Source organism: Streptomyces venezuelae (genome assembly GCF_008642335.1).
In the GTDB taxonomy this organism is placed as follows: Bacteria; Actinomycetota; Actinomycetes; order Streptomycetales; family Streptomycetaceae; genus Streptomyces; species Streptomyces venezuelae_F.
Genome location: NZ_CP029191.1, coordinates 2,130,649 through 2,142,024 on the forward strand (window position 1 = coordinate 2,130,649; position 11,376 = coordinate 2,142,024).

The 11,376-nt window shown below is 70.6% G+C and carries 12 protein-coding genes; 8 read left to right on the plus strand and 4 right to left on the minus strand.

Annotated features, from left to right (window positions below; all coding sequences use genetic code 11):
• The first annotated feature begins 31 nt into the window (after nt 1-31).
• On the plus strand, nt 32-1,396 hold the full coding sequence (locus DEJ49_RS09565) for an NAD(P)/FAD-dependent oxidoreductase (RefSeq protein ID WP_150183735.1): 1,365 nt from the start codon (nt 32-34) through the stop codon (nt 1,394-1,396).
• Between the two features lie 47 nt (nt 1,397-1,443).
• Here DEJ49_RS09565 and DEJ49_RS09570 read toward each other — a convergent pair whose 3' ends face one another.
• Complete coding sequence (locus tag DEJ49_RS09570) at nt 1,444-2,889, minus strand: regulator (protein WP_150183736.1); 1,446 nt, start codon at nt 2,887-2,889, stop codon at nt 1,444-1,446.
• A 217-nt stretch (nt 2,890-3,106) separates the two neighbouring features.
• Between DEJ49_RS09570 and lipB the strand changes: the two genes are divergently transcribed.
• The 4 genes from lipB (at nt 3,107) to DEJ49_RS09590 (ending at nt 6,330) form a co-directional block, all read left to right on the plus strand.
• On the plus strand, nt 3,107-3,940 hold the full coding sequence (lipB, locus tag DEJ49_RS09575; RefSeq protein ID WP_150183737.1) for a lipoyl(octanoyl) transferase LipB: 834 nt from the start codon (nt 3,107-3,109) through the stop codon (nt 3,938-3,940).
• A gap of 118 nt (nt 3,941-4,058) precedes the next feature.
• Nucleotides 4,059-5,024, plus strand: coding sequence for a lipoyl synthase (locus DEJ49_RS09580; protein ID WP_150183738.1), 966 nt, complete (start codon nt 4,059-4,061; stop codon nt 5,022-5,024).
• 316 nt (nt 5,025-5,340) lie between these two features.
• Entirely contained in the window at nt 5,341-5,592 is a 252-nt protein-coding gene (locus DEJ49_RS09585; RefSeq protein WP_150183739.1) for a hypothetical protein, read from the plus strand.
• A gap of 30 nt (nt 5,593-5,622) precedes the next feature.
• The gene (locus tag DEJ49_RS09590; protein ID WP_150183740.1) at nt 5,623-6,330 is read left to right on the plus strand and encodes a DUF4191 domain-containing protein; all 708 of its coding nucleotides are present in this window, start codon (nt 5,623-5,625) and stop codon (nt 6,328-6,330) included.
• A 105-nt stretch (nt 6,331-6,435) separates the two neighbouring features.
• Here DEJ49_RS09590 and DEJ49_RS09595 read toward each other — a convergent pair whose 3' ends face one another.
• Nucleotides 6,436-6,903 carry an RDD family protein gene (locus DEJ49_RS09595; RefSeq protein WP_150183741.1) on the minus strand — a complete coding sequence of 156 codons (468 nt, stop codon included), beginning with the start codon at nt 6,901-6,903 and terminating at the stop codon, nt 6,436-6,438.
• Nucleotides 6,904-7,150: 247 nt separating this feature from the next.
• On the opposite strand from DEJ49_RS09595, the gene glnA reads away from it, so the two are divergent.
• The gene (glnA, locus tag DEJ49_RS09600; protein ID WP_150188126.1) at nt 7,151-8,560 is read left to right on the plus strand and encodes a type I glutamate--ammonia ligase; all 1,410 of its coding nucleotides are present in this window, start codon (nt 7,151-7,153) and stop codon (nt 8,558-8,560) included.
• A gap of 60 nt (nt 8,561-8,620) precedes the next feature.
• On the opposite strand, the gene DEJ49_RS09605 is transcribed toward glnA, so the two are convergent.
• Nucleotides 8,621-9,118: an Lrp/AsnC family transcriptional regulator gene (locus tag DEJ49_RS09605; protein ID WP_150183742.1), complete on the minus strand. Its 498-nt coding sequence runs from the start codon at nt 9,116-9,118 to the stop codon at nt 8,621-8,623.
• A 116-nt stretch (nt 9,119-9,234) separates the two neighbouring features.
• Between DEJ49_RS09605 and DEJ49_RS09610 the strand changes: the two genes are divergently transcribed.
• Both DEJ49_RS09610 and DEJ49_RS09615 read left to right on the plus strand, forming a co-directional pair.
• Nucleotides 9,235-9,885 carry a LysE family translocator gene (locus DEJ49_RS09610; protein WP_150183743.1) on the plus strand — a complete coding sequence of 217 codons (651 nt, stop codon included), beginning with the start codon at nt 9,235-9,237 and terminating at the stop codon, nt 9,883-9,885.
• A gap of 218 nt (nt 9,886-10,103) precedes the next feature.
• Nucleotides 10,104-10,547 carry a hypothetical protein gene (locus DEJ49_RS09615; protein ID WP_150183744.1) on the plus strand — a complete coding sequence of 148 codons (444 nt, stop codon included), beginning with the start codon at nt 10,104-10,106 and terminating at the stop codon, nt 10,545-10,547.
• 18 nt (nt 10,548-10,565) lie between these two features.
• On the opposite strand, the gene DEJ49_RS09620 is transcribed toward DEJ49_RS09615, so the two are convergent.
• Nucleotides 10,566-11,348, minus strand: a complete 783-nt coding sequence (locus DEJ49_RS09620) for a metallophosphoesterase (RefSeq protein ID WP_150183745.1) — start codon at nt 11,346-11,348, stop codon at nt 10,566-10,568.
• Nucleotides 11,349-11,376 lie beyond the last annotated feature (28 nt).

Below are 11,376 nucleotides of genomic sequence, written 5' to 3' on the forward strand. Positions count from 1 at the left end.
CCCATCAGCCGCGCGACCTCGGGAGGGGCACGTGCCAGAGCATGCGCACCATGCGGATGTCGTCATCGTGGGAGCCGGGGCCGCGGGCCTCTCGGCAGCGCACCGGCTGACCAGCGCCGGTGTGTCGGCCGTCGTCCTGGAGGCCGCCCCGTGCGTCGGCGGCCGGATGTCGACCGAGAAGATCGACGGGTTCCGGCTCGACAGAATCGGCCAACTCCTCACCACCTCGTATCCGGAACTGCGCCGGACCCCCGGGCTCGGCTCGCTCGTGCTGCGGCCCTTCGCGCCCGGCATCCTCGTGCACAGCGAAGGACGCCACCACCGGGCGGCCGAGCGCCTGCCCGCACGGAGCGCGAGGGGCGCACTCACCACAGCGCGCGCCCTGGCGAGCGCCCCCCTCGCGCCGCTGGCCGCGCGGGCTCCCGCGCGCACCGCCTCCGGCACGCCCCCGCGCTCCGCCCCGCTCGGCACCCCGCTCGACCAGGCACGGCTCGGCTCGGCCCTCGCCCGGATCGCCGCGACCCCCGTCGATCGCCTCCTCGGCCGCCCCGAACTCCCCGCGGCCGACGCGCTCTCCGCCCGCGGACTGCCCGCCCGCACCATCGAGGGCTTCCTGCGCCCGCTGCTCTCCGCGCTGCTCTGCGACCCCGGCCTGACCACGTCGAGCCGGTGCGCGGACCTCGCCCTGCACGCCTTCGCGCGCGGCCGCCTCTGCCTGCCCGAGGGTGGCGCCGAGGCCCTGCCCGAACACCTCGCGGCCGCCCTGCCGCCCGGCGTGGTCCGCACCGGCGTCCGCGTCACCTCGGTCTCCACCAGCTCCGTCGGCACCGCCGAGCACGGCACGTTCACCTGCCGCGCCGTCCTCCTCGCCACCGACGCGCGCGCCGCCGCCGAACTCCTGCCCGGCCTGCGCGTACCGCCGTTCCACGAGGTGACGGTCGTCCACCACACCGCACCCGAACCACCGCTTGACGGGCCCGCGCTGCTCCTGGACGCGGACCGCGCGGGCCCGGTCGCGCACACCGCGGTCATCAGCCAGGTCGACCCGTCGCGCGCGCCCGCCGACCGCGTCCTGGTCTCCTCGACGGTCCTCGGCCCGCCCCCGGAGGAGTCCGCCGTCCGCGCGCACCTCGCCGCGCTGTACGGCACACCGACCGACCGCTGGGAACGCCTCGCCGTCCACCACACCCGGGAGGCCGTGCCCGCGATGCCGCCGCCGCACGACATCCGGCGGCCCGTGCGACTGCTCTCCGGGCTCTACGTCTGCGGTGACCACCGCGACACCAGCACGGTGCAGGGCGCCCTGCACTCGGGGCGGCGCGCGGCCCACGCCGTCCTCACGGACTTCGGCATCACGCCGTCGTACGCCCAGGAGACACTGCCCACCGCGGCCTGACCCCCGCTCCCCCCGGAGCCCCCGCGTGCGGGGGCTCCGGAGGGACTTCAGCCGAGCGCCGCGACCCTGTCGCGGTACCCGCGCACGGGCGCCGCGTCCCGGTAGGGCTCCAGGCGCCGCTCGAACTCGCGCACGTATTCGTACGCCCGCGCGGACCGCATCTCACCCGCCGCCTGCGCGGCCTCCGAGCCCAGCTGGCACGCCGTCTCCAGCTCGCCGAGGCCGAGCCGCGCGGTGGCGAGCACCACCCGGCAGAACAGCCTGCTGCGCGCGAAGGCGGGGGCGCGCAGCTGGAGCGAGCGCTCGGCGTGCTGGGCCGCGGCGCGGTACTGCTGCAGGTCGCGGTAGCTGTGCCCGAACTCGTCCGCCAGCTGGGCCTCGTCGAAGAATCGCGCCCAGTGCGGCACGTCGTCGCCGGGCCGCGCCGCCTCCAGGGACCGCTCGGCCCGTACGAGCGCCGCCGTGCAGGCCCGCACCTCGCCGAGCACACCGTGGCCCCGCGCCTCCGCGGCGTACAGCAGCGACTGCACGACGTGCGGCGCCGCGGAGCCGACGCCCTGCTGGGCGACCCGCGCGAGCTGCACGGCCTCGCGTCCGTGGCCGAGGTAGACGGCCTGGCGGCTCATCGTGACCAGGATGTACGAGCCGTACGCCCGGTCGCCCGCCGCCTGGGCGAGGCGCAGCGCCTGGACGTAGTACCGCTGGGCGAGGCCATGGGCCGCGATGTCGTACGACGTCCAACCGGCGAGGCGGGTCAGATCGGCGGCCGCCGCGAAGAGTCTGCGCCCGGCCTGCTCGCCGTAGACACCGCGGAGCATCGGCTCCGCCTCGTGCTCCAGATAGCGGACGAGGGCCTGGCGGGCGTGCCCGCCGCCGTACGCGTGGTCGAGGGCGCGGAACAGCTCGCCCACGGAGCGCAGCGCCGCGATGTCCCCGTTGCTGACCCGCAGGCCGGGGCCGCGTTCGGGGCCCTGCCGCTGCCGGGGCACGGCGGGGCGGCCCTGGGCGGGGACGCGGGCCGGGTGCGGGTCGACGTCCCCGCGGCCGACGCGTTCGTCGGCGCGGCCGATGAGCCAGTCGCGGCTCGGCACCACGAGTCCGGCCGGGGTGAACGCGATCTTCCGGAGCTCCGCGTGGCTCACCGAGTCCTTGCGCCACAGTCCGCCGACGATGTCGACGGCCTCCTCGGGGGTGGCCGCGAACTCAAGCCCGGCGTACACCGGAGCGCACGCGTCGAGCCCGAGATCCTGGGCGGAGAGGCGCCGCCCGAGCCTTCTGGTGAAGACCTCGGCGATCAGCGCGGGTGTCGTGCCTCTGGGCTGCTGGCCGCGGAGCCAGCGGGTCACGGACGTCTTGTCGTAACGCAGGTCCAGGCCGTGCTCGAGGCCCAGCTGGTCGACCCGGCGGGCGAGGCCCGCATTGGAGAACCCGGCTTCCGAGATGAGCGCGGCTAGCTGGCGGTTCGGGGTGCGCTGCGGGGGTCGTTCCGTCATCGGCTGTGCGGTCTCCTGCCTTTCGGGCCTGCCTTGAGCAGCCCTTATGGCCTCGTGAACGGCGTGAATGTAGCGGCCGTGGCAGCCCGTGTACGCACCTTGCGGAGCCTTTCATCCGATCGTGTGAGGAACCCGCGCCGAGGTTGCCGCCCGAGGGGGCCCGTACAGTGGCAGGGGCGCGATATGTGCACGGTGAACGTTCAGGGAGGCACCTGCCGTGAGTGAGTTTCGGTTCGTCCGGCTGGGCTTCGGCCCGGACGCCGTGGAGTACCAGGAGGCGTGGGACGAGCAGCGCCGCGTGCACGCCGCCCGCTTCGCCGACGAGGTCCCCGACACCTGTCTCCTCCTGGAGCACCCGCCGGTCTACACCGCGGGCCGCCGCACCGCGGACAGCGAGCGCCCGCTCGACGGCACCCCCGTCATCGACGTGGACCGCGGCGGAAAGATCACCTGGCACGGCCCGGGCCAGCTCGTGGGCTACCCGATCCAGAAGCTGCCGCGGCCGGTGGACGTCGTGGCGCACGTGCGCCGCCTGGAAGAGGCCCTCATCCGCACCTGCGCGGAGTTCGGCCTGGAGACCACGCGCGTCGAGGGCCGCAGCGGCGTCTGGGTCCTCGGCGACCCGGTGGAGCAGCGCCCCGCGCTCGGCGGCCTCTCCCTCGACTTCGACCCGCGGCTGCAGGACGACGAATTCGACGCACGGTTCAACGGTCCCGAGTACGCCCCGTCGAACGCGGGCCAGCGCCGTGAGGACCGCAAGATCGCCGCGATCGGCATCCGTGTCGCCAAGGGCGTGACGATGCACGGCTTCGCCCTGAACGTGAACCCGGACAACACCTGGTTCGACCGGATCATCCCGTGCGGCATCCGCGACGCGGGCGTGACGTCCCTCTCGTACGAGCTGGACCGCGAGATCACCATCGCCGATGTGCTGCCCGTCGCGGAGCGGCATCTGCGCGACGTACTGGAGAACGCGGAACTGAAGCCGCGCGAGGTGGAGCGCGCGGTGGAACCCACCGCGGCGCCCACCGCGGAGCCCGCCTCCGCATAGGTCCGCCCCGGCCCGGGGGAATGCACCCCCTTGGCCAGAGGTTGGCCAGAAGTAAGCCCAACGACATCACGGGCGTACCCTGGTGTGCGCCGAAGAATCGAAGCTACAGGGAGCCGATGTGTCCGCAGTCGCACCCGACGGACGCAAGATGCTGCGCCTGGAGGTCCGGAACGCCCAGACCCCCATCGAGCGCAAGCCCGAGTGGATCAAGACCCGGGCGAAAATGGGCCCCGAGTACAACGCCCTGCAGAAGCTCGTGAAGACCGAGGGCCTGCACACGGTCTGCCAGGAGGCAGGCTGTCCGAACATCTACGAGTGCTGGGAAGACCGCGAGGCCACGTTCCTCATCGGCGGCGACCAGTGCACCCGGCGCTGTGACTTCTGCCAGATCGACACCGGCAAGCCGCAGGCCCTCGACCGCGACGAGCCGCGCCGCGTCGGCGAGTCCGTCGTCACCATGGACCTGAACTACGCCACGATCACCGGCGTCGCCCGCGACGACCTGGAGGACGGCGGCGCCTGGCTCTACGCGGAGACGGTCCGCCAGATCCACGCGATGACGGCCGAGCGCGCCGAGGGCTACACCAAGGTCGAGCTGCTCATCCCGGACTTCAACGCCGACCCCGACCAGCTGGCCGAGGTCTTCTCGTCCCGGCCCGAGGTCCTCGGGCACAACGTCGAGACGGTGCCGCGCATCTTCAAGCGGATCCGCCCCGGCTTCCGGTACGAGCGCTCCCTCGAGGTCATCACGAAGGCCCGTGAGGCCGGCCTGGTCACCAAGTCCAACCTGATCCTCGGCATGGGCGAGACCCGCGAAGAGGTCAGCGAGGCGCTGCGCCAGCTGCACGAGGCGGGCACGGAGCTCGTCACGATCACCCAGTACCTGCGCCCCACCCCGCGGCACCACCCCGTCGAGCGCTGGGTGAAGCCCGCCGAGTTCGTGGAGCTGAAGGACGAGGCCGAGCAGATCGGTTTCTCGGGTGTCATGTCGGGCCCGCTGGTCCGCTCCTCGTACCGCGCGGGACGCCTGTACCAGATGGCGATCGAGAAGCGCGGTGCGTACGTGGCGTCGCAGGCGGTGTGACGCGGGCACGTGCCTCGCACGTACGCCGTGTGTGAATCGGCGCACAAGCTCCTACCGCTCAGTAATGGCCGTAATGACGCGGCCCATACGATCCCCGCAGGTGAAGGGGACCGTATGGGCCGCGTCAGCGTTTGGGGCCACCGCAGCCCCGCGCGTCAAGGTTTCATCGGCGTTTGACCACCCGGTCACGCCCTGGTAACACCAATCAGTGACGTTGGTACTACCGCACGTACAGCCCTACCCATAGCCGTACGTACACAGCCTGATCCACAGCCGCTCCCCCGTCTCTCGAGCCGCTCTCCAGGAGGGCCCCATCATGCAGGCCGCGCCCGTTCGCGCCACGCAGGTTCGCACGACCGCCACGTCCGCCACGCCCGTCCGCGCCACCGCGATCCCGTCCGTCGCCGACGCCCTGCGCGCCGTCGAGTCGCTGCTGATGAGCGGCGGCCAGCGCACGGCCCGGCGCAACGCCTGGACGTCCGTGCTCGAGGACCGGCGCCGCGCCAAGGACCGCGTCGAGGCACTGCGGGTACTCGAAGAGGCGGGCACGGCAACCCGCACGTCGTAGCCGCCGCCGGGGCCACGTAGACTTCATCGCATGGCGAGGAAGGAATCCACCGCGGCGGATGCGGCCGCGGAGCCAGGGCGACTCAAGCAGATCGCTCTGACCTACAAGATGACCCGGCGGGCCGACTCCAAAATCGGTCTCATCATCGCGGCTGTGGGAATCGTCACCTTTGGTGTCTTCCTCGCGATCGGCTTCTGGGTCGATCACCCGATCTACCTGGGCATCCTCGGCTTCCTGCTCGCCTTCCTCGCGATGGCGATCGTCTTCGGACGCAGGGCCGAGCGGGCCGCCTTCGGTCAGATGGAGGGCCAGCCCGGTGCGGCGGCCGCGGTGCTCGACAAGATCGGCCGCGGCTGGACGACGACCCCCGCGGTCGCGATGAACCGCAGCCAGGACGTGGTGCACCGCACCGTCGGCAAGGCCGGCATCGTCCTGGTCGCCGAGGGCAACCCGAACCGCGTGAAGAGCCTGCTGGCCTCCGAGAAGAAGAAGATGGCCCGCATCGTGGCGGACGTCCCGGTCCACGACGTCATCGTCGGCACGACGGAGGGCACGGTCTCCCTCAAGAAGCTCCGCACGACGCTGCTGAAGCTCCCCCGCGTCCTGTCGGGCCCGCAGGTCACGGCGACGAACGACCGCCTGCGCGCGATGGGCGACCTGATGTCGAACATGCCGTTGCCGAAGGGGCCGATGCCGAAGGGCATGCGGATGCCGCGCGGCGGCCCGAAGGCGAAGTAGTCCGCTTCGTCTTCCTCCTACGACGATGAGGGCCCCGGAACCGATCGGTTCCGGGGCCCTCATCGTCGTAGGAGCGTGCGTGTCCAGACGTAGGAGCGTGCGTGTCTAGACCCTCACCTGCACGGACCGGGACAGGCGGTCATGCAGACCCCGGCCGTCGCGGTCCCAGATCAGGGCGGGGATGACGAGGCAGAGCAGGACGCTGCGGACCAGGACCCAGCCGGGGGCGAGGCGGCCGCCGCTCTCCGAGATGACGCGCAGCCGGAAGAGGGCCTTGCCCGGGGTGCAGCCGACCGTGCCGACGGTCAGCACGCTCATGACGAAGAAGATCCCGAGGGCCCAGTTGCCCATGGCCTGCTGGTCACCGCCCGCGAACAGACCGTATGCGATCACCATGCACAGGCCCCAGTCCACGGCGATGCCGCCCATCCGGCGCCCTGGGCGCGCGATCGACCCCGGCCCCTCCTCGGGCAGGCCGAGCTGCTGGCCCCGGTATCCGAAGTCGACTCCGGCGTCCTCGGCGGCGGCGCGAGGGCCGGACAGCCACGATCCGATTGCTTGCCTCTTGTCCACCCGTCCACGGTACTGCGCGGCTCGTCCGCCGGGGGCGGCCGGGGTGGGACAAGGTGCGCAAGGGACACAAGGCACGCCGCCACGCGGGCACGTCACACCCGGCCCGGTTAACTTCGACGAAACAAATGGGTCATGCTTGAGAAATCCCCCGTCCTTATGGTCGGGTCCCAGCGTGTGCCACCCGCACTGGCCGCACAACGAGCTGCAACCCCGTCCCGCCCCGGGCGGGAGTAGGAGGAGTTGGATGTTGTTCCAGAACGCCGACGACGCGAAGAAGTACATCGCTGACGAGGACGTGAAGTTCGTCGACGTCCGATTCTGCGACCTGCCCGGTGTGATGCAGCACTTCACGATCCCGGCGGCGGCGTTCGACCCGGACGAGGAGCTCGCCTTCGACGGTTCGTCGATCCGCGGCTTCCAGGCCATCCACGAGTCCGACATGGCGCTCCGCGCCGACCTGTCGACGGCGCGCGTGGACCCGTTCCGCCGGGACAAGACCGTCAACATCAACTTCTTCATCCACGACCCGATCACGGGCGAGCAGTACAGCCGTGACCCGCGCAACGTCGCGAAGAAGGCCGAGGCGTACCTGGCCTCGACCGGCATCGCCGACACGGCGTACTTCGGCCCGGAGGCCGAGTTCTACGTCTTCGACAACGTCCGCTTCCAGACGTCGGCGAACGAGAGCTTCTACCACATCGACTCCGAGGCGGGCGCCTGGAACACCGGTGCGGTCGAGAACAACCGCGGCTACAAGGTCCGCTACAAGGGTGGTTACTTCCCGGCCCCGCCGGTCGACCACTTCGCGGACCTGCGCGCGGAGATCTCCCTCGAGCTGGACAAGAACGGCCTCCAGGTCGAGCGCCAGCACCACGAGGTCGGCACGGCCGGCCAGGCGGAGATCAACTACAAGTTCAACACGCTGCTCGCCGCGGCCGACGACCTGATGCTCTTCAAGTACATCGTGAAGAACGTCGCCTGGCGCAACCAGAAGACCGCGACCTTCATGCCGAAGCCGATCTTCGGCGACAACGGCTCGGGCATGCACGTCCACCAGTCCCTGTGGTCCGGCGGCGACCCCCTCTTCTACGACGAGCAGGGCTACGCGGGCCTCTCGGACACCGCGCGCTACTACATCGGCGGCATCCTGAAGCACGCCCCGTCGCTCCTCGCCTTCACCAACCCGACGGTGAACTCGTACCACCGCCTGGTGCCCGGCTTCGAGGCCCCGGTCAACATGGTCTACTCGCAGCGCAACCGCTCCGCCGCGATGCGTATCCCGATCACGGGCTCGAACCCGAAGGCGAAGCGGGTCGAGTTCCGCGCGCCGGACCCGTCCTCCAACCCGTACCTCGCCTTCTCGGCGCTGCTCCTCGCGGGCCTCGACGGCGTCAAGAACAAGATCGAGCCGCCGGAGCCGATCGACAAGGACCTCTACGAGCTCGCCCCCGAGGAGCACGCGAACGTCGCCCAGGTCCCGACGTCCCTCCCCGCGGTCCTCGACGCCCTCGAGGCGGACAACGAGTACCTCCAGGCCGGCGGCGTCTTCACGTCCGACCTGATCGAGACGTGGATCGACTACAAGCGGACGAACGAGATCGCCCCGATCCAGCTCCGCCCGCACCCGCACGAGTTCGAGCTCTACTTCGACCTCTAAGCCCTCTCAGCCCCTGAGCGGAGCCCCGTCACTCTCCATTCGGAGGGCGGCGGGGCTCCGTCATGTACGCATGCCGCGACCCTCCCTCGTCGGCGTCGGGGTCGGCTGTTCGGGGAGGGGGCGGTCGTGGACCACGTTCTTCATGACCAGGGTCGAGGTCAGGCGTTGGACGCCGGGGAGTTTGGCCAGTTGCTGGTCGTAGAGTTGTTGGTAGGTGGCGAGGTCGGCTGTGGCTACACGTAGGAGGTAGTCCGGTTCGCCGAACAGGCGTTGGGCCTGGGTGACGTGCGGGACCGCCGCCACCGCCGCCTCGAACGTTTCGACCGTGTCCCTGTCCTCCCAGCGCAGCGTGGCGAAGACGAGGGCCTCGAAGTCCAGGCCCACGGCCGCGGGGTCCACCACCGCTCGGTAGCCGCGGATCGCGCCCGCGCGTTCCAGGTCGCGGAGACGGCGGTGGCAGGGCGAGACGCTGAGCTTCACGCGCGCCGCCAGTTCCGTCACCGTGAGGCGGCCGTCCAGCTGAAGCTCGGTAAGAATTTTCCTGTCCATGGCATCCATGGGGAGATTCTCCCCCGGAGGGGGCCGCCTCAGGGAATTTTCGGGAACACTTTTGGGGTCTCCGCTCCTAATCTTCCTCATAGAGCCAGAGGTTTTGAGGGAACGGACATAAGTACATGGATACGGCGACAGTGGCGGCCTTTCTCGCGGTGGATCTGCTGCTGATCTTCACGCCGGGCGCGGACTGGGCGTACGCGATCACCGCGGGGCTTCGGGACCGGTCCGTCGTTCCCGCGGTCGCCGGGCTCATAGCCGGGTACGCGGGGTACACGCTGCTCGCCGTCGCCGGGCTCGTGGTGATCGTGGCCAGTTCGGCGACCGTTCTTACGGTGCTCACCGTTGCGGGGGCCGGATATTTGGTGTGGCTGGGGTGGGGGGTGGTCAGGGCGCCCGTCGCGCCAAGCGCGGCGGCGAGTACGTCGGGCGGTGAGGCGGCGGTCGGGTCGGCCTCCGCGTGGCAGGTCGCCCTCAAAGGTGCCGGGACCAGTGGGCTCAATCCCAAGGCGCTGCTGCTGTACTTCGCGCTGTTTCCGCAGTTCATCGACTCCGCGAGCGACTGGCCCGTCGCCGCGCAGACCGGGTTGCTCGGCACGCTCCACATGACGGCCTGCGCCGTCGTCTACCTCGGTGTCGGCGTGCTGGCGCGGACCGTGCTGAAGGCCCGGCCGTCCGCCGCGCGGGTGGTGACCCGGGCCTCCGGTGCCATGATGATCCTCATCGGCGGGTTCCTTCTGGTGGAACAGGTGATGGAGCAGCTGGGCGGCTGATCGGGGCCGAATACGCCCGGCGCGCCGGAGTCATATAATCCCGCTTTCTCAATTCGCCGCCATCATGCGGTTGTTGAGCGCAAGCGTCGGCTCCGCTGTTGTTAATTTGGCTCCTCCTGAATCCATGCGAAAGCTCAGCTTTGGAGGAGTCCGTGGTTCGAGTCTGGGCGGCTGCCGGAGGGCTTGCCCTTGCAGCCACCGCGTGCACCTACGTCGCCATGGCGCCCGCGGGTGTGGCGCAGGGGCATGGGCATGGCCAGGGGGCGGGTGTGGCGATTCCTTTTCTCTTCCTCACTCAGGAGCGCGACGCCCACGCCGTTTCCCCTGCCGCCGACGACGACGAACACTCCGTTATCGCCTCTCGGTTCACCGTCGAGGACCGTTCCGGTGCGGAAGTCGGTGGGGCCTTCGAGACCTGTGCCAAGGAGATCGTCGGGGGGCGTGCGGTCACCGCGTACTGCTCCGGGATCATCGAGATCGAGGGCAAGGGGAAGATCGGGTTTCAGGCCTCCCGTGCCGTGTCGGGCGATCCCGACGATGACCACGCCCTCGTCACGGGTGTCGTCACCGGGGGCACCGGGGTCTATGACGGGGCCTCCGGTCAGATGGACCTCACCCCGCCCGACGTCGAAGGCGGGGCGTGGGCCGCGGAGTTCCACTGATACGTGGCCGCCGTCACCCTAGAGAACGGTGCGGTAGTGCGTCGTCAGGCGGCCTGTGTCGTCCAGGACGTGGAACGCCACCGCCGGGGGCAGGTCTCGGTGGACGTGGTGGGTGGGGTGGGACTGGGGTTCCCAGGGGAGGCGGAGGGTCGACACCACTCCTGGGGCCACCAGGAGGGGGCGGTCGGCGAACGTTGTCGCCGCTGGCGTGTGCGCGTGGCCCGCCAGGAACGCCGTGACGTTCGGGTGGCGTGTCGTCAGGTCCGCCAGCCGGTCCTCGTCGAACTGGCGGATGCCGTCCACGTAGGGCGTGTTGAGCGGGACCGGCGGGTGGTGGAAGCCGATCAGGACAGGGCGGGTGGGCGGGGTTTCGGCGAGGAGCGTGGACAGCCAGTCCAGGGTTCCGTCGTCCAGTCGGCCGTGGTCCTCGCCGGGTACCGATGTGTCGCACAGGGCCAGCGTGAAGGTCTCCGTGACATGAGCCGTGTTGATCGGGGCCGTGTTGATCGGGGCCGTGCTCGGCGGCTCGCCCAGGAAGTGTTCGCGGTACGCGGCGCGCTCGTCGTGGTTGCCGGGGCAGGTCAGCAGCGGATGCCGGGTGGTGGTGAGAAGTTTGCGGGCCGCCTCGTACTCGGACGGGGTCGCGTGGTCCGCGATGTCGCCGGTGGCGATGACTGCGTCCAGGTCGTACGGGAGGCTGTTCAGGTACTCCATGACCGCCCGGGTGCGGTCGATGCTGCGGCCGCCGTCCGCCTGCCCGGTGTCTATGTGGGTGTCGCTCAGGTGCGCGATCACGATCACGGCGGGGTCCTCTCTGTTCGATTGTCGG